The sequence below is a fragment of the Azonexus sp. MM2026_4 genome (genome assembly GCF_055901855.1).
In genome coordinates, this window is the sequence record NZ_CM148380.1 from 1,931,941 (window position 1) to 1,958,238 (window position 26,298).

The 26,298-nt window shown below is 65.3% G+C and carries 31 protein-coding genes; 22 read left to right on the forward strand and 9 right to left on the reverse strand.

Going from position 1 to position 26,298, the window contains the following annotated elements; translation table 11 throughout:
- The first annotated feature begins 6 nt into the window (after positions 1 to 6).
- Complete coding sequence (locus AC0KWY_RS08955) at positions 7 to 459, forward strand: hypothetical protein (protein WP_474029295.1); 453 nt, start codon at positions 7 to 9, stop codon at positions 457 to 459.
- On the forward strand, positions 437 to 2,824 hold the full coding sequence (locus AC0KWY_RS08960) for a putative bifunctional diguanylate cyclase/phosphodiesterase (protein WP_474029297.1): 2,388 nt from the start codon (positions 437 to 439) through the stop codon (positions 2,822 to 2,824). Before AC0KWY_RS08955 ends, AC0KWY_RS08960 begins: the two co-directional genes overlap by 23 nt.
- Position 2,825: 1 nt before the next feature.
- On the opposite strand, the gene AC0KWY_RS08965 is transcribed toward AC0KWY_RS08960, so the two are convergent.
- A complete protein-coding gene (locus AC0KWY_RS08965; RefSeq protein ID WP_474029298.1) occupies positions 2,826 to 3,662 on the reverse strand; it encodes an SIR2 family protein in 837 nt (278 codons plus the stop codon).
- A 215-nt stretch (positions 3,663 to 3,877) separates the two neighbouring features.
- On the opposite strand from AC0KWY_RS08965, the gene AC0KWY_RS08970 reads away from it, so the two are divergent.
- Positions 3,878 to 5,023: a response regulator gene (locus AC0KWY_RS08970; RefSeq protein WP_474029299.1), complete on the forward strand. Its 1,146-nt coding sequence runs from the start codon at positions 3,878 to 3,880 to the stop codon at positions 5,021 to 5,023.
- Between the two features lie 11 nt (positions 5,024 to 5,034).
- Here the strand turns inward: AC0KWY_RS08970 and AC0KWY_RS08975 are convergent, their stop codons facing one another.
- On the reverse strand, positions 5,035 to 5,925 hold the full coding sequence (locus AC0KWY_RS08975; protein ID WP_474029300.1) for an NAD(+)--dinitrogen-reductase ADP-D-ribosyltransferase: 891 nt from the start codon (positions 5,923 to 5,925) through the stop codon (positions 5,035 to 5,037).
- Positions 5,926 to 6,040: 115 nt separating this feature from the next.
- On the opposite strand from AC0KWY_RS08975, the gene nifH reads away from it, so the two are divergent.
- From nifH to nifM, 16 genes are all read left to right on the forward strand, one after another.
- A complete protein-coding gene (nifH, locus tag AC0KWY_RS08980) occupies positions 6,041 to 6,922 on the forward strand; it encodes a nitrogenase iron protein (RefSeq protein ID WP_474029301.1) in 882 nt (293 codons plus the stop codon).
- A gap of 105 nt (positions 6,923 to 7,027) precedes the next feature.
- Positions 7,028 to 8,500, forward strand: coding sequence for a nitrogenase molybdenum-iron protein alpha chain (gene nifD, locus AC0KWY_RS08985; protein WP_474029302.1), 1,473 nt, complete (start codon positions 7,028 to 7,030; stop codon positions 8,498 to 8,500).
- Between the two features lie 66 nt (positions 8,501 to 8,566).
- Positions 8,567 to 10,135, forward strand: coding sequence for a nitrogenase molybdenum-iron protein subunit beta (gene nifK / locus AC0KWY_RS08990; protein ID WP_474029303.1), 1,569 nt, complete (start codon positions 8,567 to 8,569; stop codon positions 10,133 to 10,135).
- A gap of 57 nt (positions 10,136 to 10,192) precedes the next feature.
- Entirely contained in the window at positions 10,193 to 10,420 is a 228-nt protein-coding gene (gene nifT, locus AC0KWY_RS08995) for a putative nitrogen fixation protein NifT (RefSeq protein ID WP_416693889.1), read from the forward strand.
- Between the two features lie 16 nt (positions 10,421 to 10,436).
- A complete protein-coding gene (locus AC0KWY_RS09000) occupies positions 10,437 to 10,628 on the forward strand; it encodes a 4Fe-4S binding protein (protein ID WP_298396509.1) in 192 nt (63 codons plus the stop codon).
- A gap of 66 nt (positions 10,629 to 10,694) precedes the next feature.
- Positions 10,695 to 11,420, forward strand: a complete 726-nt coding sequence (locus AC0KWY_RS09005) for a dinitrogenase iron-molybdenum cofactor biosynthesis protein (RefSeq protein ID WP_474029304.1) — start codon at positions 10,695 to 10,697, stop codon at positions 11,418 to 11,420.
- Between the two features lies 1 nt (position 11,421).
- Positions 11,422 to 11,682 (forward strand): DUF6129 family protein, encoded by a 261-nt coding sequence (locus AC0KWY_RS09010; protein WP_474029305.1) that lies wholly within the window; start codon positions 11,422 to 11,424, stop codon positions 11,680 to 11,682.
- A 289-nt stretch (positions 11,683 to 11,971) separates the two neighbouring features.
- Positions 11,972 to 12,247: a ferredoxin III, nif-specific gene (gene fdxB, locus AC0KWY_RS09015; RefSeq protein WP_474029306.1), complete on the forward strand. Its 276-nt coding sequence runs from the start codon at positions 11,972 to 11,974 to the stop codon at positions 12,245 to 12,247.
- Positions 12,248 to 12,310: 63 nt separating this feature from the next.
- Entirely contained in the window at positions 12,311 to 13,078 is a 768-nt protein-coding gene (locus AC0KWY_RS09020; RefSeq protein ID WP_474029307.1) for a 4Fe4S-binding leucine-rich repeat protein, read from the forward strand.
- The gene (locus tag AC0KWY_RS09025; protein ID WP_474029308.1) at positions 13,075 to 14,046 is read left to right on the forward strand and encodes a hypothetical protein; all 972 of its coding nucleotides are present in this window, start codon (positions 13,075 to 13,077) and stop codon (positions 14,044 to 14,046) included. Before AC0KWY_RS09020 ends, AC0KWY_RS09025 begins: the two co-directional genes overlap by 4 nt.
- Positions 14,047 to 14,230: 184 nt before the next feature.
- On the forward strand, positions 14,231 to 15,367 hold the full coding sequence (gene nifV, locus AC0KWY_RS09030; protein WP_474029309.1) for a homocitrate synthase: 1,137 nt from the start codon (positions 14,231 to 14,233) through the stop codon (positions 15,365 to 15,367).
- The gene (gene cysE, locus AC0KWY_RS09035) at positions 15,360 to 16,127 is read left to right on the forward strand and encodes a serine O-acetyltransferase (RefSeq protein ID WP_474029310.1); all 768 of its coding nucleotides are present in this window, start codon (positions 15,360 to 15,362) and stop codon (positions 16,125 to 16,127) included. Before nifV ends, cysE begins: the two co-directional genes overlap by 8 nt.
- Position 16,128: 1 nt before the next feature.
- Positions 16,129 to 16,668, forward strand: coding sequence for a hypothetical protein (locus AC0KWY_RS09040; RefSeq protein WP_474029311.1), 540 nt, complete (start codon positions 16,129 to 16,131; stop codon positions 16,666 to 16,668).
- Positions 16,669 to 16,677: 9 nt separating this feature from the next.
- Positions 16,678 to 17,019: a nitrogenase-stabilizing/protective protein NifW gene (nifW, locus tag AC0KWY_RS09045; protein ID WP_474029312.1), complete on the forward strand. Its 342-nt coding sequence runs from the start codon at positions 16,678 to 16,680 to the stop codon at positions 17,017 to 17,019.
- Entirely contained in the window at positions 17,016 to 17,471 is a 456-nt protein-coding gene (locus tag AC0KWY_RS09050) for a nitrogen fixation protein NifZ (RefSeq protein ID WP_474029313.1), read from the forward strand. Before nifW ends, AC0KWY_RS09050 begins: the two co-directional genes overlap by 4 nt.
- A gap of 4 nt (positions 17,472 to 17,475) precedes the next feature.
- Positions 17,476 to 18,303, forward strand: a complete 828-nt coding sequence (gene nifM, locus AC0KWY_RS09055) for a nitrogen fixation protein NifM (protein ID WP_474029314.1) — start codon at positions 17,476 to 17,478, stop codon at positions 18,301 to 18,303.
- Here the strand turns inward: nifM and AC0KWY_RS09060 are convergent.
- From AC0KWY_RS09060 to AC0KWY_RS09070, 3 genes are all read right to left on the reverse strand, one after another.
- The gene (locus tag AC0KWY_RS09060; RefSeq protein WP_474029315.1) at positions 18,269 to 20,296 is read right to left on the reverse strand and encodes a sensor domain-containing diguanylate cyclase; all 2,028 of its coding nucleotides are present in this window, start codon (positions 20,294 to 20,296) and stop codon (positions 18,269 to 18,271) included. The two genes, nifM and AC0KWY_RS09060, sit on opposite strands and share 35 nt — an antisense overlap.
- A gap of 83 nt (positions 20,297 to 20,379) precedes the next feature.
- Positions 20,380 to 21,072 (reverse strand): cytochrome b/b6 domain-containing protein, encoded by a 693-nt coding sequence (locus tag AC0KWY_RS09065; RefSeq protein WP_474029316.1) that lies wholly within the window; start codon positions 21,070 to 21,072, stop codon positions 20,380 to 20,382.
- Between the two features lie 86 nt (positions 21,073 to 21,158).
- Positions 21,159 to 21,617, reverse strand: coding sequence for a c-type cytochrome (locus AC0KWY_RS09070; RefSeq protein ID WP_474029317.1), 459 nt, complete (start codon positions 21,615 to 21,617; stop codon positions 21,159 to 21,161).
- Positions 21,618 to 21,861: 244 nt separating this feature from the next.
- Between AC0KWY_RS09070 and AC0KWY_RS09075 the strand changes: the two genes are divergently transcribed.
- Positions 21,862 to 22,164, forward strand: coding sequence for a hypothetical protein (locus AC0KWY_RS09075; RefSeq protein ID WP_474029318.1), 303 nt, complete (start codon positions 21,862 to 21,864; stop codon positions 22,162 to 22,164).
- Positions 22,165 to 22,294: 130 nt separating this feature from the next.
- Here the strand turns inward: AC0KWY_RS09075 and AC0KWY_RS09080 are convergent, their stop codons facing one another.
- The 4 genes from AC0KWY_RS09080 to purB all read right to left on the reverse strand — a co-directional run bounded on the left by AC0KWY_RS09080 (position 22,295) and on the right by purB (position 24,919).
- Entirely contained in the window at positions 22,295 to 22,843 is a 549-nt protein-coding gene (locus AC0KWY_RS09080) for a hypothetical protein (protein ID WP_474029319.1), read from the reverse strand.
- Between the two features lie 107 nt (positions 22,844 to 22,950).
- On the reverse strand, positions 22,951 to 23,268 hold the full coding sequence (locus AC0KWY_RS09085) for a DUF2322 family protein (protein ID WP_416693872.1): 318 nt from the start codon (positions 23,266 to 23,268) through the stop codon (positions 22,951 to 22,953).
- Between the two features lie 11 nt (positions 23,269 to 23,279).
- The gene (locus AC0KWY_RS09090; RefSeq protein WP_474029320.1) at positions 23,280 to 23,552 is read right to left on the reverse strand and encodes a hypothetical protein; all 273 of its coding nucleotides are present in this window, start codon (positions 23,550 to 23,552) and stop codon (positions 23,280 to 23,282) included.
- Complete coding sequence (gene purB, locus AC0KWY_RS09095; RefSeq protein ID WP_474029321.1) at positions 23,552 to 24,919, reverse strand: adenylosuccinate lyase; 1,368 nt, start codon at positions 24,917 to 24,919, stop codon at positions 23,552 to 23,554. The genes AC0KWY_RS09090 and purB overlap by 1 nt, the downstream gene beginning before the upstream one ends.
- A gap of 94 nt (positions 24,920 to 25,013) precedes the next feature.
- On the opposite strand from purB, the gene AC0KWY_RS09100 reads away from it, so the two are divergent.
- Positions 25,014 to 25,622: a glutathione S-transferase gene (locus AC0KWY_RS09100; protein WP_474029322.1), complete on the forward strand. Its 609-nt coding sequence runs from the start codon at positions 25,014 to 25,016 to the stop codon at positions 25,620 to 25,622.
- A gap of 100 nt (positions 25,623 to 25,722) precedes the next feature.
- Positions 25,723 to 26,295: an HD-GYP domain-containing protein gene (locus AC0KWY_RS09105; protein ID WP_474029323.1), complete on the forward strand. Its 573-nt coding sequence runs from the start codon at positions 25,723 to 25,725 to the stop codon at positions 26,293 to 26,295.
- The last annotated feature ends 3 nt before the right edge of the window (positions 26,296 to 26,298 follow it).

Below are 26,298 nucleotides of genomic sequence, written 5' to 3' on the forward strand. Positions count from 1 at the left end.
ACCGGCATGCCGACCCGCCTCCTACTCCTCCTGCTGCTCCTCGCCAACTGCCCGGCGGCGCACGCCGAGCCGGTGGTCGTCGTGGCCGCCCGGCAGGCCACGGAAAGACTGAGCCGGGAAGAGGTAACCAACATCTTCCTCGGCCGCTACCGCGCGCTGGCGGCGGGCCTGCCCGCCCAGCCGATCGACCAGCCGCCGACCAGCCCGCTGCGCAACGCCTTCTACCAGCAACTGGTGAACAAGGACGCGGCGAGCATCAACGCCTACTGGAGCCGCCTGCATTTCTCGGGCAAGGCGGCGCCGCCAATGCAGACCAGGGAGGAAAGCGAAGTCATCCGGCAGTTGCTCAGCATCCCGGGCGCCATTGCCTACGTCGAACGCAAGCAGGTCGACGAACGCATGCGCATCGTTTTCGAATTCATGCCGAGGGCGACCCATGAAAGCCGCGCTGACCCGTGACGGCATCCTGTTCCGCTCCATCCTCGTCACCCTCCTCGCCTTCGCGCTGGTCGGTTTCGCGACCCTCGCCTATACCGTGCAGGCGGCGCGCAGCGCGGCGGAAGAGCAATCGCGGGTCCGCCTCGAACAGTTGCTCGATACCGTGCAGAGCACGCTGCGCGTCGCCTGCTTCGTCAAGGACCAGGAGCTCGCCCGCGAGGTTGCCAGCGGCCTGCTGAGCAACACCGAAGTCCTGCGCGTCACCATCCACGAGGGCGACAACCAGCTGATCGACCTGCAGCGCCGCCAGACGCCGCGCCCCGGCGCCGCCAACGCCCTTGAGCGGAGCATCCATTCGCCGTTCATCGAAGGCGACGTGATCGGCCGCGTGCGCCTGGTTCCCGACCCGGAAGCGATCGCCGGCCAGGTACGCGCCGAAATCATCGAACGCTCGGTCCAGCTGACCTGGCAACTGACGCTGATCGCCGGCGCCATGGTGGTCACCCTGCTGTTCTTCGTCATCCACCCGATCAGCGCCATCTCGAGCGAACTGCACCGGATGGACCCGACCGCCGGCGACCGCCTGCAGATTCCGGCCGGTCACGGCAATACCGAAATCGGCCGCCTGGTCCGCGACGTCAATGCGCTGGCCGGCCGCCTGGTACATGCGCTGGACGAGGAACACGCGCTGCGCCTGCAGCGCGAGATCGACGAACGGAAATACCACGCCATCTTCGACAACGCCGAAAGCGGCATTTTCATCGTCAACCGCGACGGCCGACTGGCCTCATGGAACGCGGCGCTCGCCCGCCTGTTCGGGATCGCCGACAGCAACCAGTTCACCGGCACGATGCACCTGGGCGCGCTGCACTGGGAAAAGCCGGAGGTCATCGCCGAACTGTTCGGCCACGCCTTTGCCGCACGCCAGCCCAGTACCCGCGAAGCCTGCCTGGAGCGCCCGGATGGCAGCCGTTGCTGGCTCGACATCGTCCTCAGCCCGGTCGGCGAGGACCTGCTGCAAGGCATTGCCCACGATATTTCCGAGCTCAAGGCCGCCGAAGCCACCGCCCGCCGCCAGGCGCTGATCGACCCGCTGACCGGACTGGCCAACCGCGCCGGCCTCGAACAACACCTCGCCAACACTATCCGCCAGCAACATCGCCAGCCCAGCGCCGGTTTCACGCTGATCTACATCGACCTCGACCGCTTCCGGCAGGTCATCGAAGGCATCGGCGTCAGCGCCGGCGACGAAGTCCTGCGCGCGGTCGCCGGCCGCCTGGGGACGACGGTCAAGCACAACGACATGCTCGCCCGCCTCTCCGCCGACATCTTCGCGGTGATCCTGCTGGCGCTGCACGACGACGAAACCATCGGCCGGGTCACCGAACGCATCATGGCGGCGCTCGGCCAGCCCTACCTGGTCGATGGCTCGCCGGTCCAGATCCACGCCAGCCTCGGCGTCACCCGTTTCCCGGACGATGGCAGCGACGCCCCGAGCCTGCTGCGTAACGCCGAACTGGCCTGCGACAAGGCCAAGGCCAGCGGCGGCAACCGCAGCGAGTTCTTCGACCCGGCTCTCGCCGAAGCCGCCGAACAGCGCCGGCACATGGAAAACGACCTGCGCCAGGCGCTGCGCGAGCAACAGTTCGAACTCTTCTTCCAGCCCATCGTCGATATTGCCGCCGGCCGCGTCGCCGGCGCCGAGGCGCTGATCCGCTGGCGCCACCCGGAGCGCGGCCTGGTGCCGCCGGACCGCTTCATCCCGGTGGTCGAGCAATCCGGGCTGATCGACAGCCTCGGCCTCTGGGTGCTCGACGACGCCTGCCGGCAACTGGCCGAATGGCAGCGCGCCGGCCGTCCCCATTACCTGTCGATCAACGTTTCCGGCCGCCAGATTCCGCACGGCCTGCCGCCGGCCGCCGTCGCCGAGGCGCTGGCCCGCCACGGCATCCCGGCCAGCCGGCTGGCGCTGGAAATCACCGAGGGCATCCTGCTCGCCAACATCGGCGAAGCCCAGGCCTGGCTGCAGGCGGTGCAGGCGCTCGGCGTGCGCGTCTACCTCGACGATTTCGGGACCGGCTACTCGTCGCTTTCCTACCTGAACCGCTTCCCGCTCGACACGCTGAAGATCGACCGCTCCTTCGTCCAGGACATGGCCACCGGCAACAACGCCCACTCGCTGGTCATCGCCATCGTCGCCATGGCGCGCAGCGTCAGCCTGCAGGTGGTCGCCGAAGGCGTCGAAACCCTCGGCCAGTTGCAGATCCTGAGTGCCATCGGCTGCCAGTACGCGCAGGGCTACTACCTGTCGCGGCCGGTCACCGCCGGCGACTTCCCGGAAGTCGTCGCCGAGATCGACCGCCGCCTGGCGGGGCCGAGCGCCTGAATCAACCGGCGACGGCAGCGCCGATGAAATCGACGATGTCTTCCTCGATGATTTCCAGGCCGATCTTCTTGCAATAGCGCCGCTCCTTGGTCGTCGGCTCGCTGATGAACACCCAGCCGGCCGGCTCGGCGGCCGACCAGATGATGTCGGCCATCACCATGCGCTCGGTGTCGCGGTTCAGACGCATGCCGAGCAGCAGGTACTGCTTGCCCTTGCGCATCTCCTTGACCGCCGGCGGAATCGAGAAGCCGCCCATCAGCTCGGTGATGAAATCGACGTAATCGGCGTCGGAAGCGATATAGACGCCTTCCGGGCGCGGCGTGCCCATCGGCTTGAACAGCACCGGCCGGCTCAGGTCGATCGTCGTCGTCGGCGCATAGCTGCTGCCATCCCAGGCGTAGAGCTTGTAGCGGTAATCGGTGCCGCCGATGCGGGCGATGCCGACGATCAGCGTGTGCGGCACGGCGGCATAGGAATCCTGCAGTTGCGTGTCGCGGTTGATGTCGATCACGTAGTTCGGCGCAATTTCCTTCAGCCAGTCGTGGACAGCCGCGCGCGTCCATTGCGTTTCGCCGTAAGTCCGGTTGAGGAACTTGGTGACGGTGCTGCGGCCGCGCTTGAGCTCGACATTCATCGCCGCCCGCGGGAATTCGTACATCAGCTTGGGCGCCATCGGCTTGCCGCCGTTCATGGCGATGATCAGCGAATCGCTGTCGGCCGGCATCGCCGCGCCGGTCGCCGTATCGCGCACATCGGCCAGGACGCCGGGGCCCAGATAAGGAACGATGCTGCCGTCCCGCAGACCGGCCAGCAGTTTTTCACGCAATTCGGGAGTCATGGTTTTTGCTCTGTGATTGGGGGTAGCACGGTCAATGCAAAATCCACGCCCAGACAGCAGCCGCGGCGCATCGCGGGTTTCGGCGCCGGCCGCCGGCAGCGGCCTGTCGGGTTTGCGACAAGCTGGACAAGCCCAAATCGCAGGCGCACCATCGCTGCAATAGAAGACGTAGAAGCGGTCACCCGTCCGGTGCCGCCAACAGAGAGGGCAAACCCATGTCTGTCGCAGAACGCCCGACGATTCTCGTCGTCGACGACACCCCGGACAATCTGGCGGTGGTCGCCGGCATGCTCGAACACGATTACCGCGTCCGTGTCGCCGCCTCGGGCGAACGGGGGCTGCGCATCGCCGCCGGCAGCCCGGCTCCCGACCTGATCCTGCTCGACATCATGATGCCCGGCATGGACGGCTACCAGACGCTCGAACAACTGCGCGCCAACCCGGCGACGGCGAATATCCCGGTGATCTTCGTCACGGCGATGGACAGCGACGCCGACGAGGCGGTCGGCCTGGCGCAGGGCGCCGTCAACTACATCGCCAAGCCGATCCGCCCGGCGATCCTGCAGGCACGGATTCGCACCCAGCTCGAATTGAAGGCGGCACGCGACCGTCTGGCCCGCGAGAACGAACGACTGGAAGAAGGCGTCGCCCAGCGCACCCGCGAGATCGAACTGCTGCGCGACGTCGCCCTGCACGCACTGGCGACGCTCGCCGAAAAGCGCGACAACGAGACCGGCAACCACCTGCTGCGCACGCGCTGCTACATCGAACTGCTGATGGAAGATCTCGCCGCCCAGCCCGAATTCGCGCCGATGCTGACGCCGCTGCGCCGCAAAGTGATCGCCAAGGCGGCGCCGCTGCACGACATCGGCAAGGTCGGCATTCCCGACGATATCCTGTGCAAGCCCGGCCCGCTGCCGCCGCCGGAATTCGCGATCATGATGAAACATGCACAGATCGGCGCCGATGCGCTGGGCGAGGCGATCGATCGGGTACTGGCCGAGCACGCCAGCCAGCCGCAGCCGCCGGCGGAAATCCACTACGCGCTGACTTTCCTCGAGGTCGCCCGCGAGATCGCCGGCTGCCACCATGAGAAATGGAACGGCAAGGGCTACCCGCGCCAGCTGCAGGGCGAGGAAATCCCGCTGGCGGCACGCTTGATGGCGCTCGCCGACGTCTTCGACGCGCTGGTCTCGCGCCGCCACTACAAGCCGCCCTTCCCGCTCGAGCGGGTGGTCGACATCATCCGCGAGGGCCGTGGCACGCATTTCGACCCACGCGTCGTCGACAGCTTCCTCAAGCAGATCGACGCCTTTGCCGAGATTGCCGGCCGCCTCGCCGACCCCCACCCGGCCGACTGAATGCCGGCGCTTCAGCGCGTCGACAGCGTGACGTCGACAACGCCGCCGATCGCCAGGAATTCGTCCTCGCCCTGCAGCACGCCGGGCAGCAGGCCGCAGTAGAAGAAGATCTTGGTCAGCGGCACCTCGACGGCGAGGATGTAGTCACCGAACTCGCAGGCCCGTTCGCGGCTGCAGGTGAAGGAACTGAGATTGTTGAGCAGCAGGGTGTGGCGGCCGCCCGCGCCGCGCTGCAGGATTTCGTAGTCGGCGACGCGATTGACGCCGCGATACAGGGTGACATGGCGGGCGCCGTTGTGGCGCCGCGCCAGTTCGTACTGGCAGTAGGTGTAGACCAGGTCGAACTGGGCTTCCAGCGCGTTCGTCCCGTACAGGCCGCTGGCCCGCATTTCCATGTAGCGCAGCCAGCTGTCGCCGCCGGCGTCGCGCAGCGGCAGCCCGTGCCAGCGCGGCAGCAGGCCGAAGCGCGATTCGACCCAGCCCTTCAGCACCGCCCCTTCGCGGCTGTCCGAATCGAAACTCCAGCCGCGGATCATGCGCGCGTAATTGGCCTTGGCGCGCCCCTTGCGCCGCCCGGTATAGCCCATCTCCTCGGGCCATTCGAGCTGGAAACGGACGGTCAGGTAGTCGCGGAACACTTCGCCGCGCCGTTCGGCATCGTCGCCGGCCAGCGCCAGGCGACGAAACAGGTCGTGGTGCAGTTCGGCGACGCCGTCGATCAGTAGCGGCGAGGGATGACGCTGGTAGGTCAGGCTGCCCAGCACCACCGCCGGCAGGTTGCAGCGATTGATCGGCAGTCGTGCCTCGCGCGGCAGGCTCGCTTTGTCGTCACCCCGACACAAGCCGCGCTCTTTGTCGCAAACCTGCGCCCCTTCGGGCAACTGCCCGGAAAAATTTTCCATTTAATAATCAGCTATTTGGGTTCTGTCAGTCAACCTGGCACGCTCCGTGCAGAAGGTCAGTCGCGACACTCACCAATCATTTTCAAATCGACTGACAGTTCAAGGAGATTACACCATGGCAAAACTGCGTCAATGCGCCATCTACGGCAAGGGTGGCATCGGCAAGTCCACCACCACCCAGAACCTGGTTGCCGCTCTCGCCGAGTCCGGCAAGAAGGTCATGATCGTCGGCTGCGACCCGAAGGCTGACTCGACCCGCCTGATCCTGCACAGCAAGGCCCAGACCACGGTCATGCACCTGGCCGCTGAAGCCGGCTCGGTCGAAGACCTGGAACTGGAAGATGTCCTGTCGATCGGTTTCGGCGGCGTCAAGTGCGTTGAATCCGGCGGTCCGGAACCCGGCGTCGGCTGTGCCGGCCGCGGCGTCATCACCGCCATCAACTTCCTGGAAGAAGAAGGCGCCTACGACGAAGACCTCGACTTCGTGTTCTACGACGTGCTCGGCGACGTCGTCTGCGGTGGCTTCGCGATGCCGATCCGCGAAAACAAGGCGCAAGAAATCTACATCGTCTGCTCCGGCGAAATGATGGCCATGTACGCCGCCAACAACATCGCCAAGGGCATCGTCAAGTACGCCAACTCCGGTGGCGTGCGTCTGGCCGGCCTGATCTGCAACAGCCGCAACACCGACCGCGAAGACGAACTGATCATGGCCCTGGCCGCCCGTCTCGGCACCACCATGATCCACTTCGTGCCGCGTCACAACGTCGTGCAGCACGCCGAAATCCGCCGCATGACCTGCGTTGAATACGATCCGAGCCACAAGCAGTCCGACGAGTACCGCGCCCTGGCCAACAAGATCGTCAACAACACCAACTTCGTCATCCCGACCCCGGTCGAAATGGAAGAGCTGGAAGACCTGCTGATGGAATTCGGCATCATGGAAGCGGAAGACGAATCGATCGTCGGCAAGACCGCTGCCGAACTGGCCGCCTGATCAGTTGCCCCGGTCCTGCCGCCACGGCGGCAGACCGAATAGTCATCAATACCCACTGTGGCGTCGTGCACAGATAGATGCCGACGCAACGAAAGGAGTTTCACCATGGCAGCGCTCACCCGCGAAGAATCGGCCGCCCTCATTGCCGAGGTGCTGGAGGTTTATCCCGAGAAGGCCAAGAAGGATCGGGCCAAGCACTTGATGATCAACGACAAGGAACTCGAGTCGTCGAAGAAGTGCATCACTTCCAACCGCAAGTCCCTGCCCGGCGTCATGACCATGCGTGGTTGTGCCTACGCCGGTTCCAAGGGCGTGGTCTGGGGTCCGATCAAGGACATCATCTCGATCTCGCACGGCCCCGTCGGCTGCGGCCAGTATGCCCGCGCCGGTCGCCGCAACTACTACGTCGGCACCACCGGCGTCGATGCCTTCTGCGAACTGAACATCACCTCGGACTTCCAGGAACGCGACATCGTCTTCGGCGGCGACAAGAAGCTGGCCAAGCTGATCGACGAAATCGAAATCCTGTTCCCGCTGAACAAGGGCATCTCGGTTCAGTCGGAATGCCCGATCGGCCTCATCGGTGACGACATCGAAGCCGTCTCCAAGAAGGCCGCCGCCCAGATCGGCAAGCCGGTCGTGCCGGTGCGCTGCGAAGGCTTCCGCGGTGTTTCTCAGTCCCTGGGTCACCACATCGCCAACGACTCGGTGCGCGACTGGATCCTCTCCAACCGTGACGGTCAGGCTTTCGAAACCACCCCGTACGACGTCGCCATCCTCGGCGACTACAACATCGGCGGCGACGCCTGGGCTTCGCGCATCCTGCTCGAAGAGATGGGTCTGCGCGTGGTTGCCCAGTGGTCCGGCGACGGCACCCTGGCGGAAATGGAAAACACGCCGAAGGTCAAGCTGAACCTGCTGCACTGCTACCGTTCGATGAACTACATCTCCCGCCACATGGAAGAGAAGTACGGGATTCCTTGGCTCGAGTACAACTTCTTCGGCCCGACCAAGATCAAGGAATCGCTGCGCAAGATTGCTTCCTTCTTCGACGACAAGATCAAGGCTGGCGCCGAAGCCGTCATCGAAAAGTACACGCCGATGATGGACGAGGTGATCGCCAAGTACAAGCCGCGCCTGGAAGGCAAGAAGGTCATGCTGTACGTCGGCGGTCTGCGTCCGCGTCACGTGGTCGGCGCCTACGAAGACCTCGGCATGGAAGTGGTCGGCACCGGCTACGAATTCGCCCACAACGATGACTACGACCGCACGATCAAGGACATGGGCGACGCCACCCTGATCTACGACGACGTCACCGGCTACGAGTTCGAAGAGTTCGTCAAGGCCTGCAAGCCCGACCTGATCGGCTCCGGGATCAAGGAAAAGTACGTCTTCCACAAGATGGGCATTCCGTTCCGCCAGCTGCACTCCTGGGATTACTCGGGCCCGTACCACGGCTGCGACGGCTTCGCCATCTTCGCCAAGGACATGGATCTGACCCTGAACAATCCGTGCTGGAACCTGATGAAGGCCCCGTGGCAGAAGGATGCTTCGGAAGCCGAAAAGAAGGCCGCCTGATTCCGCAGTAATCGTACAACTTACGCCCGTATCCACAGATAGGTGGTGCGGGCGAAGGAGATCAAGATGCAAACCGTAGATAAGATCAAGCCGTGCTACCCCTTGTTCCGTGACGACGATTACAAGGCAACCCTGACCAACAAGAAGGCTCAGTTCGAGGAAGGTCATTCCAAGGAAAAGGTCTGGGAAATCTTCAACTGGACGACCACCCAGGAATACCAGGAACTGAACTTCAAGCGCGAAGCGCTCACCGTCAATCCGGCCAAGGCCTGCCAGCCGCTCGGTTCCGCCCTGTGCGGCCTGGGCTTCAAGAAGTCGCTGGTGTACATCCACGGCTCGCAAGGTTGCGTTGCCTACTTCCGTACCTACTTCAACCGTCACTTCAAGGAACCGATCGCCTTCATCGCCGACTCGATGACGGAAGACGCCGCGGTTTTCGGCGGCCAGAAGAACGTCCATGAAGGTCTGGCCAACGCCACCAAGCTCTACGGTGCCGAGATGATCGCCATGTCGACCACCTGCATCGCCGAAGTCATCGGTGACGACTTGAACGCCTTCATCAACAACGCGAAGAAGGAAGGCCACCTGGACAAGGACTTCCCGGTTCCCTTCGCGCACACCCCGTCTTTCGTCGGCTCGCACGTCACCGGCTGGGACAACATGGAAGAAGGCATCCTCAAGTACTTCACGCTGAACAGCATGGAAGGCAAGGTCGTCGGCTCCAACGGCAAGATCAACATCGTCCCGGGCTTCGAGACCTACCTCGGCAACTACCGCGTGATCAAGCGCTACCTGAAGGAAATGGGCGTCGATTACACGATGCTCTGCGATCCGGAAGAAGTGCTCGACACCCCGGCCGACGGTGAGTTCCGCATGTACGCCGGCGGCACGACGATCGACGAAGTCAAGGATGCGCCGAACGCCATCACCACCTTCCTGGTTCAGCCGCTCGGTTGCGACAAGACCCGCAAGTACGTCGAAACGACCTGGAACCACGAAGTGCCGAAGCTCAACATCCCGATGGGTGTCGAGTGGACCGACGAGTTCCTGATGAAGGTTGCGGAAGCCACCGGCAAGGAAATCCCGGCCTCGATCAAGCTCGAACGCGGTCGCCTGGTCAACATGATGACCGACTCGCACGCCTGGCTGCACGGCAAGAAGATGGCCCTCTACGGCGATCCGGACTTCCTGATGGGCATGGTCAAGCTGCTCCTCGAGTTCGGCATCGAGCCGACCCACGTCGTCTGCCACAACGGCAGCAAGAAGTGGGCGAAGGCCATGGAAAAGCTGCTCGCCAGCTCGCCCTACGGCGTCAATGGCAAGGCCTACCCGGGCGCCGACCTCTGGCACCTGCGCAGCCTGTGCTTCACCGACAAGCCGGACTTCCTGATCGGCAACAGCTACGGCAAGTACATCCAGCGCGACACGGTGCATAAGGGCAAGGAGTTCGAAGTTCCGCTGATCCGCATCGGCTTCCCGATCTTCGACCGTCACCACCTGCATCGCATGACGACCCTGGGTTACGAAGGCGCCATGTATGTCCTGACCACCCTGACCAACGCGGTTCTCGAACGCCTCGACGACCAGACCCGCGAAATGGGTGTCACCGACTACAACCACGATCTGGTGCGCTAACCCGCCACCAGGAGCCGGGCGGCGCTAGCGTCGCCCGGCTCGCCACCGGAGTGCCTCATGGCCAACATCATGATTCGCCAGAATGCCGCAGGCGGGCTGGTTTTCTACCTACCCAAGCGCGACCTGGAAGCTGCCATCGAATCCATCGAGTTCGACACCGCAGAAAAGTGGGGTGGCGTCCTCATGCTGGAAAACGGTGGCAGCTACTACGTTGACCCGATTGCCAAACCCGCCCGCCTGCCCATTTCGGTTCGGGCCAGGCGCCTGGGCGCGGCGGAAGACTGAGATTAGGAGAAGCATCATGGCAATGTATATCGATCCCGACATGTGCACCGCCTGCGACGATTGCCGTCCGATCTGCCCGACCAAGGCGATCAAGAAGGGCAAGGTGTTCTACACCATCGACGCCGCCACCTGTACCGAGTGCGAGGGCGAAAACGACACGCCGATGTGCGTGAACGTCTGCCCCTCCGGCTGCATTTCGCCCGCCTGAGAGCCGGCAACCGAGCGTCCGGTCCGCCGGACGTTCCATTACCCGCTTTCACGCCAGGAGATAGTCATGAGCCAACCCGTCGCTTCCCGCGAAGCCGCCTACCGTATCGCACTGGCCGCCCGGACCCTGGAAGGTCTCGAGGTGCGCGCCCTGGTCAATGCGCTGGCCGATAAACTCGAACTGCCGATCACCGAAAGCAAGCTCTCCAGCCTGACTGTCGAAGACCTGCGCGAAATCCTCGCCGGCGACCATGCCGACGAGAACTGCACGGTCGGCGTCAGCCCGGAAGCGCTCAAGGAAACCGTCCGCATCCTCTGGGGCCAGGACGTCAGCGGCAGCGACAAACCGACGCCGGAACCCTACCAGGACGGCGATCTGCCCGGTTCGATCCGGGTCGCCATCGCCGCCAACCGCGGCGAGAACCTCGACGGCCACTTCGGCTCCTGCGAGAACTTCCTGATCTACCAGCTCTCGCCGACCGCGATCCGCCTCATCGACGTCCGCTCCGGCCTCGACGCCGACGCCGCGGAAGACCGCAACGCGGCGCGCGCGGCGGTGATCAAGGACTGCCAGATCGTGTACCTGCAATCGATCGGCGGCCCGGCGGCGGCCAAGGTCGTGCGCGCCGGCGTCCATCCGCTGAAGAAACCGAAGGGTGGGCCGGCTCGCGCAGTGCTCGGCGAACTGCAGGGCGCCCTGAGCAACCCGCCGCCCTGGCTGGCGCGGATCATGGGCATCGCCCCCGGCTCGCTCGCCCGCTACGCCGAAGCGCTCGACGCCGAGGAGGCCTGACATGACCCCCGAACGCCTGGCCGAAGTGGTGGCTGCCGTCGACCGTGGCGACAGCGCCAGCGTGTTGCGTGCCACCTTCAGCGAACTGATCTTCACCGAGTGCAGCGAAGACGACATCTCGCCGCGCCTGCAACCGGTCGCCACCACGCCGGCCGCCCTGATCTACCTGATCACCGGCATCAGCGGCCATTGCCTGGAAGCGACCAGCGATCTCGCCGTCGCCAACGGCGTGATCGTCGCCAGCCGCGACAGCGACGAATAAACGCCGTGCCAACGCCGGCCTGTTGCCCGCCAGGGCGTCAGGCCGGCGTTGTCGCATCTGCGCCCCGAATTCGTGCGAAGCCGCCAAGCCACCTGTCGTATTCCTCACAAGACCCCGACAAACCCTTGAAAAAACACGCTTTCATGAGTGGCACCAAATTTGCTCATCATGATTGCGTGAGCCAAACGGGCGCCGCCGGAAAAACCGGCGGCCCGTCTGGCAGATGACATCATTCAACCACTCGCGGCCGGCAGCCACCGGCCGGAACACTGCTTAGAAAGGAAGTAGCATGGCTGACTACACCGCGCTGACCCGGGCCGGCACCCCCTGGATTCCGCAATTCGTGACCGCCCTCGACGAGGAAAAATGCATCGGCTGCGGTCGTTGCTACAAGGTCTGCCCGCGCGACGTGCTCAACCTCATCGACTCCGACGAGGATGACGACGAGGACGAAAGCGCCGCCGCCAAGATGACGCTGAAGGATCTCGGCGACTGTATCGGTTGCAGCGCCTGCGGCCGCGTCTGCCCGAAGAGCTGCTTCAGCTACGCACCGCTCGCCGCCTGAGCGAGGCCGGGGCTTGCCGGTCGCCCGGCAAGCCTCCCTTCCTGCCAGGATAAGGCCGCAAGCATGGCCGAGCCGCCAACCCAGAAGGCCGTTGCCAACGGTCTGTGCGCCCATTGCCCGCTGTATCCGTCCTTTCTCGAGGCCGGTCGCTGCCAGCCGGGCGAGGCCTGCATCCGTGCCCACAGCGGCCGGCAGATCGATCGTTTCCTGCGCCGCAACCCGGACGAGGCCGAACACTACCTCGACGACATCTTCTGGGAACGGCGCGCCATCGCCGCCCGCCATGCCCCGGTCGACCGCATCTTCCGGCTCAAGGCCGACAGCGATGAAGTGGTCCGCCGCGTCGTCGCCAGCCGCCTGCCGGTAGACCAGTTGGCGGCCATGGCCGACGACCCCGACCGCGAAGTCCGCCTGTCGGTCGCCACCCGCCTGCCGGAAGAGCAACTGCCGCGGCTGATCGACGACGCCGACTACCTGGTGCGCGCCACCGTCGCCCGCCGCCTGCCGCACGGCCAGCTCTCGCGCCTGGCCAAGGACCCGGAACGCGAAGTGCGCAAGGTCGTCGCCAGCCGCCTGCCACCGTTCGCCCTGCACCTGCTGGCCGACGACCCGGAGCCGGAAGTCCGCGCGCTGGTTGCCGAACGCGCCCTGCCCGGCCTCGCCGTCGACCTGCTGCGCGACCCCGAATGGTGGGTGCGGCTGGCCGCCATCGACAATGTCCCGCTCGAACAACTGGTCGCACTGAGCGAAGACCCGGAACCCGAGGTCCGGGCCGCCGCCCTCGCCCGTCTCGCCCCCCCCAACACCGTCAGCCCCGAGGAAACAACATGAGCAAGGAAAGCACCGCCTGGACCGAATACTGCAAGTCGCTGTCGCCGGCGATTGCCGGCGCCTGCGCCAGGACCACGGTCAGCGCCGGCCCGACGGCGCTGGTCAAGGCGCTCGACACGGCGCTGGAAGACTGGAAATTCCGCCACGCCTTCGCCCGCGGCGGCTGGTACCGCCTGGGCGGCGTCGTCGATGGCAATGGCGAACGCGTTTCCGACAATCTCGAAACCTGGCTCGAACAGGAACTCGACGCCCGCGACGGCGACATCGATCAACTGGTCGACGACTACGCCGGACACGAGTACTACGCCACCCGCCTGGTCGGTCAGACCCATTACCTGACCGCCAGCGTCGGCGACGCCCACGAAGACTTCCTCCTGCTCGAAATCGAAAGCCTGCAGGAGATGCGCGCCCACCGCCTGTTTGTCGGCGAGGCGGGCTCGCTCGAGGAACTGACCGATCCGCGCAGCGGCAACCACAAGCTGCAGCCGCTCGACCTGCCCTTCTACACCTTCCGCCGCCTGCAGCACATCGGTGCCCTGCTGCAGCGCATGCTGGTCCAGAAACCGGAGCCGGCGCCGATCCACCGCATGTTCGACGACTGGAACAAGAGCAGCGCCGGGCAGACCAGCGCTTACAGCAACCACTGGGTGATCGCCACCCGCGAGCACCTCGACCGCTACCAGCAACCGATCATCCGCGCCCAGCCGATCGCCACCCTGGCCGGCGAGCCACCGGCCTTCGAGGCCGATCCGGCGACCCGCCAGCTCAAGCTGCACCAGGCCCTGACCCAGTTCGACCGCGGCGTCGGCTTCCCGATGGCCTGGTATTTCCACATGCTGACCAGCAAGGCGGTCCCGCACTGGGTGGCGCAGGCGGTCACCGAGGATGCGCTGGACGGCTTCGCCTACCTGCCGCCGCGCGACCTGGAAGTGGTCCGTCACTGGCTGCACGCGCCCTACTCGCTGTAGGCGCGCCGCCCACCGACGCCCCGACCGGGTATCCGGCCGGGGCGTCGTCACATTGGCCGCCGGCGCCGTGTAGGAATCACGACATGACATTGACAATGTCGCGCGGAAGAAATAAATAACCACTAAAAATCAAACACATAAAAGCTGGCACCGGGCTTGCTAATAAAGCAGCAAGGAGCCATCCATGACCCAGCCCTTCATCACCATCAACGACACCACGCTGCGCGACGGCGAGCAATCCGCCGGGGTTGCCTTCTCGCTCGACGAGAAGTTGAGCATCGCCCGCCGCCTCGACGCCATCGGCGTTCCCGAGCTGGAAGTCGGCATCCCGGCGATGGGCGAGGAAGAGCGGGCGTCGATCCGGGCCGTTGCCGGTCTCGGCCTGCAGGCGAAGCTGATGGTGTGGAGCCGCATGCATCCGGACGACATCGCCGCCTGCCGTGGCCTTGGCGCCCACCTGGTCAACATCTCGGTGCCGTCTTCCGAACAGCACCTCGCCTACAAGCTGAAGCGCGACCGCCAGTGGTTGCTGCGCGAACTGCCGAAGTACATCGGCGCCGCCCGCGACCTCGGTCTCGAAGTCGGTGTCGGCTGCGAGGACGCCTCGCGCGCCGACCCCGATTTCCTCTGTGCGCTGGCCGAAGTCGCCGAACGCAGCGGCGCCCGTCGCCTGCGCTTCGCCGACACCCTGGGCATCCTCGAACCGTTCGCCACCTTCGACCGGATCGCCCGGCTGCGCGCCAATACCGGCCTCGAAATCGAGATGCACGCGCACGACGACATGGGGCTGGCCACCGCCAACACGCTGGCCGCCTGCAAGGCCGGCGCCACGCACGTCAATACCACGGTCAACGGGCTCGGCGAACGCGCCGGCAACGCGCCGCTGGAAGAGGTCGTGCTCGGTCTGAAGAAACTGTACGGCATGGCCACCGGTGTCGAGCTGCGCGGCTTTCCCGAACTCTCGGCCCTCGTCGCCAGCGCTTCCGGGCGCGCCGTACCCTGGCAGAAGAGCGTCGTCGGCGCCGGCGCCTTCACCCACGAAGCCGGCATCCACGTCGATGGCCTGCTCAAGCACCCGGACAACTACCAGGGCTTCGACCCCGGCGAAGTCGGCCAGGCGCACCGCATCGTGCTCGGCAAGCATTCCGGCTCGCGCGCCGTGCAGGTGGTCTATGCCGGCCTCGGCGTCGACCTCGACGAAGCGCAGGCGCAGGCGCTGCTGCCGCAGGTGCGTGCCTTCGTCGCCAGCCACAAGCATCCGCCCGAGACGACCGACCTGATCGGCCTGCTCGCCTCCCTCAGGAGCCCGCTCCATGTCTGACACCCTGACCATGACCGCCCCCTCCGTTCCCGCACCGGGCCTGCGCGCCACGCTCCGTGAAGACCTCGCCTGCGTTTTCGAACGCGACCCGGCGGCCCGCTCGACGCTCGAGGTGCTGACCACCTATCCCGGCCTGCATGCCATTCTCGCCCATCGCATCGCCCACCGCCTGTGGCACGGCGGCTGGCGCTACGCGGCGCGTTTCCTCTCCTTCTTCGCCCGCATGCTGACCAACGTCAACATCCACCCGGGGGCGACGATCGGCCGCCGCTTCTTCATCGATCACGGCGCCTGCGTGGTGATCGGCGAAACCGCCGAGGTCGGCGACGACGTCACGCTCTACCACGGGGTCACGCTGGGCGGCACCTCGTGGCGCAAAGGCAAGCGCCACCCGACGCTGGAAAACGGCGTCGTCGTCGGCGCCGGAGCCAAGATCCTCGGGCCGATCACGATCGGCGAACGGGTCCGCGTCGGCGCCAACTCGGTGGTGGTCAAGAACGTCCCGGCCGACCGCACCGTGGTCGGCATTCCCGGTCGCATCGTCGATACCCGCGCGGCGCGCAGCGGTAGCGGCATTGATCTCGAACACAACGTGCTGCCCGACCCGGTGGCGCGCTCGATCGCCTGCCTGATCGAGCGCATCGAAACGCTGGAAAAGGAACTGGCGACGCTGCGCCACGAGCCGGCACCGGCGGCCGCCGGCGACTGCCAGACCTGCAGCGCCGGCGACCTGTGCTGCGAGAGCGAGGCGATGCGCTGACATGGACCTGCTCGATTTCGCCGACGACACGCTGTACTTCGAGGAGCCGCTGGCCGCCGAGGCCGCCGCGCTGCTCGTCCAGGCGGCCAACGAATACGGTGAGCCGACCGCCGAACTGGCGCTGCTGCGTGCCCACCTGCTGGCGCCCGACAGCCTGACCGTGCTGGTCGGCATCTACCGCTACTATTTCTACCAGCACCGCCTGGAAGACGCCCTGCAGGTCGCCGAACTCGCCATGCAGCTTTCCGGCCGCCGGCTCGGCCTGCCGGCCTGGGAACGCATCGACGAAACGCGTCTGGCGGCGGCCGCCACCAATTCCTTCGGCATGCTGCGTTTCTACCTGCTGGCGCTGAAGGCGGCGAGCGTCGTCCTGCTCCGCCTCGGCCGCATCGCCGATTCGCGCCAGCGCCTGTGCAAGCTGGCCGCGCTCGACAGCCGCGACCAGCTCGGCGCCGGCAAGCTGCTCGAAGTGGTCGACGCCTTCCGCGGCAACGCGGATGAAGAAGAGAACATTCCCGATTTGAAACTTGTTGCAGCCTGAGGAGGCATCATGGAAGACACCCTGACCCTAGCCGAAGCCATGGAAGACCTGGTCTCCGCCGAAGACTTCCTGGATTATTTCGGCATTCCCTACGACGCCTCGGTGGTCCATGTGAACCGCCTGCACATCCTGCAGCGCTTCCACGACTACCTCGCCCGCCAGGCGCCCAACCTGCCGCCGGAAGAGGAACAGCAGCGCGCCATCTACCGCCTCTGGCTGGAACGCGCCTACCAGGACTTCACGGTCTCCGACGCGCTGACCGAGAAGGTCTTCGCCGTCTTCCAGCACGTCGCCAAGCCGGACGGCGGCATGAGCTCCTTCGTCTCGCTGGACAAGGTCTTCCGGCAATGAGACCGCGCTGGGAATACGGCGACACCGTGCGCCTGATCCGCAACGTGCGCAACGACGGCACCTACCCGGGGCTCGACCCCGGCGAGCCGCTGGTGCGCCGCGGCAGCACCGGCGTCGTCGTCGACGTCGGCACCTTCCTGCAGGACCAGATCATCTACTCGGTGAACTTTCTCGAACAGGGAAAGATCGTCGGCTGCCGCGAGGAAGAGCTGATCGGCAGCGAGGAAGCGTGGATGCCGTCGCGCTTCGAATTCCGGGAAAAGGTACGCAGCGCCCGCCAACTGGCGGTCGACGGCCAGGTCCTGGTCGAGCTCGGAGCGATCGGCGAAGTCATCAAGGTGGTCCGCGATGCGCCGGGCGGCGTCGCCTATCACATCCATTTCGACAGCCTGCCGGGACGCCTGCTGCAGATCCCGGAAGCCACACTGGAACCCCTAGCCTCCGGGGAATAAGACCATGCTGCATGCCTATCTCGAACTGAAACTCGCCTGGGAACTGTTTCAAAAAGCGCCGGAAACGCTCAGCGACCCGGAACGCAACCGCCTCAGCGAGGTGGCGACGCGTCAGGACGGCATCGAGCAGCGCATTCTGGCCAGTCCGCTGGCGACTCACGTCGTCGTCCCGGAGCCGACGCTGCGCACCCGCATCGGCGAAATCCGCGGCCGCTATCCGGATGCCGACGCCTTCGCCCAGGATCTCGAACGCATCGGACTCAACGAGGCCGAGCTGGAAAAGGCCGTCGCCCGAGACCTGCGCGTCGAAGCCGTGCTCGACCGGGTGGCCGCCGCCGAGGCGCCGGTCAGCGAGGTCGACGCGGAAATCTACTACCGCCTGCACCCGGACGCCTTCGACCGGCCGGAAGCCCGCCGCCTGCGCCACATCCTGATCACTTACAACTCCCCGCAACAGGCTGCCGAGGCCCGCAAGACGCTCGACAAGCTACGGACGACGGCGAGCGAGCGCGAGAAGTTCGCCGCCGCCGCGCTACGCCACTCGCAATGCCCGACCGCGCTCGAAGGCGGGCTGCTTGGCGTCGTCCGCCGCAACCAGCTGTTCCCGGAACTCGAAGCGGCGGCCTTCGCCCTGGCCGAAGACGGCATCAGCGCCGTCCTCGAATCGGAAGTCGGCCTGCACATCCTGCGTTGCGACGAAATCCTGCCCAGCGGCCTGCTGCCTTTTGCCGAGGTGCGCGAGCGGATCATCGAACGGCTCACCGACAAACGCCGCCGGGAAGCGCAGAAACGCTGGATCAGCGGTCTGCTGGCGCAGCGTCGCCAGGGCTGAGGGCGGCCGCGAAGTCGGCTTCGACCCGGTTGCGACCGGCCTGCTTGGCCCGGTAGAGCGCCTGGTCGGCGCGCCGCAACGGCGGCTCGGGACTGCAGTCGCCGACGCGGAACAGGGTGACGCCGATACTGACCGTGATCGCGATCTCGCCGGCACTGGTCAACGCCGCCTCGTTGGCAATGTTCTGGCGCAGGCGATCGGCGGCAGCCAGCGCGGCGACCGCATTGTCGCCGGGCAGCAGGACGGCAAACTCCTCGCCGCCGAGGCGGCCGGCCACATCGACGCGGCGCAGCGAACGGCGCAGAACATCGGAAAAGTGCCGTAACACCTCGTCGCCGACGGCGTGCCCCCAGGTGTCGTTGACCCGCTTGAAACAGTCGAGGTCGATCATCAGCAAGGCCACGTCATGTCCATTGCGCTGCCAGCGGCTGATCTCGATGCCGAGCAGCTCGAGGAAATAGCCGCGGTTGTTGAGCCCGGTCAGGGTGTCGGTACGCGCCAGCCGGGTCAGCGCCGCTTCCTTTTCCTTGAGCTCGCCGATGTCGTGAAAAACGACGACCGCCCCGCCGTAACCCAGGCCCTCGCGGATCGGCGACACCGTCATGCGCACCGGGAAGATGCCGCCATCGCTGCGCCGCAACCACTCCTCCTGGGTCCGCGTCCGCCCGTCAACCAGCGTCAGCGCCACGGGGCAGGCCGCCTCCTCGCAAGGCTGACCGTCCGGGCCGCGCAGGTGGATCAGCGCGTGCAGCCGCTGTCCGACCACCGCTTCCTGGGAATAGCCGAGCATTTTCTGCGCCGCCGGATTGATGAAGGTCACCACCTGCTCGCTGTCGACACCAAAGATGCCCTCGCCCGCGGTCATCAGCAGCACTTCGTTCTGGTGCAGCAGGTCGCCGATCTGCGCCGTCTGCCCGGCCAGTTGACTCTGCCATTCGCGCCGCGAAGCGCGGACCAGGAACAGCAGCAGCAATTGCGTGACGACGTAGGCGAGCAGCAGGTTCTGGATCGCCCGGCGCTTGAACTCGCGGGCACCGTCGATGATGTTGCCGACGTCCTGCCAGATCAGCACCGAACCGATCGCCGGCCGCGCCGGGTCGAGACGCCCCGGGTAATCGCGCAACGGAAAACGGATCAGTTGGAAATCGTGGCCATCGTGGCGCACCAGATCGCTGCGGAAGCTGCCGGCGTACTCGGGCAAGGCGCGGGCGGCCATCCACTCCGCCAACTCGCCGCGCGAGGCAGCCAGCAGGTAGCAGCAGTCCCCTGGCCGCTGCGCCGGCGCCAGCGGCCGGTAGTTCTCCCACATCGCGTCGGTGACCGCCTGCGGGTCGAGCAGCACGCCGAAGCCGACCGCGGTGCGTTCGCTCAGACGCTGGATGTAACCGTCGAAAGCAATGCCGATTTCCAGCACGCCGACCAGATTTTCCTGCCCGTCCGGCAAGCGCTCGATCACCGGCGCCGCGCCGCGGATGCCGGCAAACGCCCGGCCGGTCTCGAAACCACTGGCCGCCTGCCGCAACTCCTCGACGTTGCGCAACAGATAACGCAGTTCGCCCAGGCTGTCGCCGAACTGCGCCGGCGCGTGAAAACGCAGAAAGGAGCGGAGATCGGGCAACAGGTACTGCATCTGGCGGACGCCGATCTCCCGCTGCAGGTAAAGCCACTGCTGCTGCCGGTGCGCCGCCAGTGCGGCACGCACGGCGGCCGCCTGCTCGCCGCCGGCACCGCCGCCCTCGGCCGCCACCGCCTCGGCGGCGGCGCGCATCAGGCGGATCGTCTCCGGATCGGCGGCGATCATCCCGGCCAGCGCCATCATCTGCTGTTCGAGTTCGCCCTGCGACAACTCGTAAGCCGTCTTCAGGCGCCGGGCCTCGCTTTCCAGGCTATCCGCCAGCCGTCCATCGGCCAGGCGCGAACCGAACCAGGCGACACCGGCAAACACCGACATCAGCAACAGGCTGGCCAACGCGACGATGACGCGATAGGACATGGCTTCCGGACGGCTGGAGTTGAACTCGGACCATTATAGGCACCAGCGATCCGGTCGCAGTTGAAGTTTTTTGCTGAAAGACCTCACCAAGCCGGCGTTTCGACGGCCGGCGGCGGTGGCGGCGGTTCCGGCAACCAAACGCCACTGGCCAGGAACACGGCGAGCCCGGCAATGACCAGGGCGACGACGAGCGCCAGCCAGCCGCCGCCTTGCGCCGCCTCACCCTCGCTCACTTCCTTCCAGCCGGTCAGCATCGGTTTGACCAGGTTGTCCTTTTTCGCCCGTGCATAGAAAACAATCGCCGCCAGGTGCAGCACCACCAGCAGGATCAGCAGGTTGACGACGGCCTTGTGCCAGCCGGTGGCAACATTGCTCAGGTCGCGGCCGACCAGGTCGAACAACGGGCCGACAAAGGCGATGTCGTCGTTGGCCACCAGACCGGTCAGCAACTGGACGGCCAGCACGCCGAGCAACGCAAAAACCGACAAGGCGCCCAGCGGATTGTGGCCGACCCCACGATGCCCCCCCCGCAGGTAGGCGGTAATCCGCGCCGGGGTCGGAAAGAACTGGCCGAAGCGGGCGTAGGTCGAACCAAGCACGCCCCAGACCAGGCGAAAGGCGATCAAGCCGGCCAACCCGACGCCGATCCGGCCATGCCAGTCGATCAGGTTGCCGCCGACCTTGCCGGTGACCACCAGGCCGACCACCGCCACTACCAGCAACCAGTGGAACAAACGGGTCGGCAGATCCCAGACCCGGATTTTCTTGCTGTTCATTGCATACCTCTTTTCATCTTCCATCGCACCAAACGACAAGGGCGCCTCGCGGCGCCCCGATCCCTGCGTTCAGAACGCCGGAACCCTTACTTGTTGTCCTTGCGGAAATCTTCGTGACAGCCCTTGCAGGCGCTACCGACCTTGCCGAAAGCGGTCTTGACTGCCGCCGCGTCGCCGCTGGCAGCCACCTTGGCCAGCTCGTTGGCGGCCTGGTTGAAATCGCCGGCCAGCTTGCCGACCTTGGGCCCATCGGTAAACAACTCGGGCTTGACGCGGGTCTCGGCCCAGCCCTTGCCCTTGTCGCTACCCGGCACATAGAGAGCGCCCATCCCGGAATTGGCGATCGCCTGGATGACATTGGCGGCCTTGACCACCTCATCCTTGTTGTAAGTGCCTTCGAGGTTGGCCTTGATCCGGCCCATGCTCCAGCCCATCGTGGCGTAAGCCGACTGGCGCCACTTGATGGCGTCTTCGACCTTGACCTGAGCGTGTGCGGTGGCGACAGTCGCGGTAGCGACCAGGGCAAGCAGCAACTTGCGTTTCATCGTGTTATCTCCGTTGTGTTGAAGGAAAATGATTGATTGAGCGAACCACTACTCCCCCGAAGTTCCCCGGCGATTATACGCGGCCCGCCGGCCTCGGCATGGAGCGCTCGCTGACCGATATTCACGATAACGTTGAATGAATTCGAACGATAGGCCAATGGCAATCGGCGGACAGCGCGACGGCGGCACCGGCGAACGAACTTCCGCGCTAAGCTGACGGCAACGACATCTTTCCGGAGCATGCATGAAACGCGACGCCAACTGCCCGCTCTGCGGCGCCAAACTACCACCGTCGGCCTGGCTCGATGCCTGCGACGAACTGCTCGACGGCGAACACGGCATCCTCGCCGCCCGCTGCCCGGCCTGCCAGGGCCGCCTGGAAGTCCTGGCGCAAACCGGCAGCCTGCAACTCGGCTACCGCAACGGCAACAATTTCACCGCGGCGCTCAGCCTCGACTATCCCGGACTGCAGGTCGACACTGCTGGCGACCGCCTCCGCCTGCGGGCTGACGAGCGGGAGTGGGTTTTTGGCGAGGCGGAGGACTGAGCGGTTTCCAGGCTCGGGTTCCCCGCCTGACGGGCGGGCGTGTTTGGTTGATTAAGCGCCGGGTTCCGCCGTTGACCGGCGGTCGGCTTTGGTTTTTTGACGGCCGGGTTCAGCGCCTCAGCAAGAAAAATCAGGAAGCCTGAAACACAAAGGAAACCTTTTCAATCTTCCCGAATTCGATCTGCTGCTCCAGCGGAATACGAAAATATTTCCCTTGCTCCGCATCCAGCGCAAACGGGATCTTCGCCCTGCCGATTTCCTTGTCCAGCACGTCGTACACCGTGACCTTGAGAAGCCCCGCCACTTTCCGTTCGGCGACGAGATAAGCGTCGATGCCGCGACTCTCGAGTTCCGTACCCGGCGGCGTTTCCTGGACCGCCGTCACTTGAAAGCCGGCCGCCGCCAGCGATGCATCGCTGACGATACGCTTGTCGGATTTCGCAACGCCTTTCTTGACCCCATTGACGATACTGCCAAGGCCGCTGGTCACGGATTCGGCCGCTGCACCACCTTTTTCTTCCAGCGCAGCACCAACCCCTTTGACGAGGTCGATTTTCTCTGACGCCATTTCCTTGCCTTTTTCTTCCGCCGTTTTCGACGAACAGCCAATCGTCATGCAGGAAAAAAACACCGAAAACGCTGCCAGAAAAACCTTGCCCCGTAGATCACAAAATTCCACGCTGCCACTCCCGAATAAAATTTATCGAAACGGCATTATGAAATAAATCCCGGGATCAGGCGCGCACCGCGAACGTCGAGCCCCGGCCGAAGCCGGCGCCACGACGATCACACCGCGAAAACGTGCTTCACCCGCAAGGCCGGCGCGCCGGCTTCGATCTGCAGCAGACGGGCGATGTTCGGGTGCTTGCCGGGGTTGGCGCGCTCGTCCTCGCCATGTTCGGCGAAAATTTCGATGCCCTTCTTCGCAGCTTCGGCGTTGATCGAACCGTAAGTCTGGGCGAGGTGGTTGTAGACGGCGAGCGAGCCCTGGCTGCCGGCCTTGTTTTCGATGCTGGCGACGACATTGCCGTCGGCGTCGAGCAGGTTGAGCGCAGCAAGGTGGGTGATACCGGGGAGTTTCTTGAGGTTTTCGGCGAAAGACATGGAAATCGGGATCAGGAAGAGGAAGAAGCGCGCCGCCAGCCGATCACCGCGCCCAGCGCGGCGAGGACGAGGGGCAGCGCGAGCAGCAGCGCCTTGACGGAAACCGCGTGCTCGCCTTGGGCCAGCAGCACGGTGACCAGCAGCAGCCCCAGCGCCAGGCCGCCGACGCCGCCTTTGAGTGCGCCGCTACTCACGCGCAGACGGGCGAGGCGGCGCAGGGTGTCGCAATTCGGGCAGGCGGCGGCACCGGCCGGGAGTTCGCCGCCGCAGTCGGGACAGGCCATCAGATGCGCCTGGCCAGTTCGGCTGCCTTGCCGGTGTAATCCCACGGCGTCAGCTTGAGCAGCTCAGCCTTGGCGGCTTCCGGGATGTCCAGCGTGGATACGAAAGCCTGCATGCCGTCGCGCGAGACGCGGGTGCCGCGGGTCAGCTCCTTCAACTTTTCGTAGGCGTTGGCCACGGCGTAGCGGCGCATGACGGTCTGAATCGGCTCGGCGAGCAGTTCCCAGTTGGCGTCGAGGTCAGCCTTCATCAGGTCGGCGTTGATTTCCAGCTTGCCCAGACCCTTCAGCAGCGAGTCGTAGCCGAGCAGCGTGTAGCCGAGGCCGACGCCCATGTTACGCAGCACCGTCGAATCGGTCAGGTCGCGCTGCCAGCGCGAGATCGGCAGCTTCTCGGCGAGGTGCTTGAGGACGGCGTTGGCCAGGCCGAGGTTGCCTTCCGAGTTCTCGAAGTCGATCGGATTGACCTTGTGCGGCATGGTTGACGAGCCGATTTCGCCGGCCTTGACCTTCTGCTTGAAGAAACCAAGCGAGATGTAGCCCCAGACGTCGCGGTCGAGATCGACCAGGATGCTGTTCGCCCGGGCGAAGGCGTCGAACAGCTCGGCCAGCGCGTCGTGCGGCTCGATCTGGATGGTGTAGGGGTTGAAAGTCAGGCCGAGCGACTCGACGAACTTCTTGGCGAAACCTTCCCAGTCGTAGCCCGGATAAGCCGCCAGATGGGCGTTGTAGTTGCCGACGGCACCGTTGATCTTGCCGAGCAGCTCGACGCCGGCGATGCGGGCGCGGGCGCGTTGCAGGCGGTAAGCCGTGTTGGCCATTTCCTTGCCCATGGTGGACGGGGTGGCCGGCTGGCCGTGCGTGCGGCTCATCATCGGGATGTCGGCGTAGGCGTGGGCCAGTTCGCGCAGGCGCTCGATCAGCTTGTCCAGCGTCGGCAGCATGGCCTGTTCGCGGGCGCCCTGGCACATCAGCGCGTGCGACAGGTTGTTGATGTCTTCCGAGGTGCAGGCGAAATGGATGAATTCGCTGACCTTGACCACTTCGGCATTGCCTTTGGTCTGGCCCTTGATCCAGTATTCGAGCGCCTTCACGTCGTGGTTGGTGGTCGCCTCGATGGCCTTCACCTCGGCCGCCTGTTGCGGACCGAAGCCGGCGACCAGGGCGTCGAGTTCGCCGATGGTGGCCGGCGAGAAGGCGGCGATTTCCGTGAAATGCGGCTCGGCGGCGAGCGCCTTCAGCCATTCGATCTCGACCTTGAGGCGGGCCCGGATCAGGCCGAACTCGGAGAAGTGTTCGCGCAGCGCGTCGACCTTGCCGGCGTAGCGGCCATCAAGCGGGGAAAGCGCGGTCAGGGGGTTGAATTCCATGGGAGCATCCTTATCGTTAAGTTAACGATTTTACCCGCCCGACCTCACCCTGCGCCATACGCTATAATTCCTCACCCCAATCCCAGAGCCTGTAATGAAGCTGATCGGTTCTCACACCAGCCCCTACACCCGCAAGGTGCGGATCGTACTGGCGGAAAAGAAGAAGGAATACGAGTTCATCGTCGACCACCCCAGGAGTCCGGATAGCGCAGTGCCCGACCTCAATCCGCTGGGACGCATTCCGACTTTGCTGCTCGACGACGACACGGCACTGTTCGATTCCCGCGTGATCGTCGAGCACATCGACAACATCACGCCGAACAACAAGCTGTTGCCGGCGCCCAACCGCGAACGCACCGAGGTCAAGCGCTGGGAGGCGCTGGCCGACGGACTGTGCGACGCCGCCGTCAGCGCCGTCATGGAAGGCCAGCGCCCGGCAAACGAACAGAGCCCGGACTGGATCGCCCGCCAGCGCGACGCGATCGCCCGCACCCTGCGCTTCATGGAAACTCACCTCGGCGAGAAAAGCTACTGCATGGGTACCCATTTCTCGCTCGCCGACATCGCCGTCGGCGCCGCCCTGGGCTACCTCTGCCTGCGCTTCCCCGACTTCGACTGGACGACCGACCACCCGAACCTGGCCCGCCTCTACGAGAAACTGATGCAGCGCCAGTCGTTCATCGACACCGTTCCCGTCGTCTGATCCCGAAAGCACAGTGGAACAAAGGCGCCGGCAGGCGCCTTTTTTTCGAACTCGCGTCCCGCGGTGAGGTCAACCTGGCATTCCGGAGACAGGTAGCCCCATGAACCGCAAACTCAATTCCCTGTGCATCGCCCTCGCCGAGCGCGACCCGGAGACGCGTAGCCACTCCGACCGGGTATCCTGTCTGGCGCTTGAACTGGGGCGCCATATCGCGCTGCGCGACGACGAGCTCGACCTGCTGGCGCTCGGCGCCTGCCTGCACGACATCGGCAAGATCGGCATTCCCGACCGCGTCCTGCTCAAGCCGGGACGCTTCGAGCCGGCGGAAAGGGAGACGATGCGCCAGCACACGCTGATCGGCGAACGCATCGTCAGCGCCGTCGACGACGAACGGGCGCCGGAACTGGCGGCGCTGGTCCGCCACCATCACGAGAATTTCGACGGCTCAGGCTACCCGGACGGCCTGCGCCATACCGACATCCCGCTGACGGCGCGGGTGCTGGCGCTGGCCGACAACTACGACGCGCTGGCGACCAGCCGCCCCTATCACCCGGGGCGGCCGCACCGGGAAATCATCGACATCCTGGCCGGCCCGGACGCCGAGAAGTTCGATCCCGACCTGTTGCACGCTTTCTGCCACGTCATCGAGCATTCGCCCCGACGCGCCGGCTGAGCC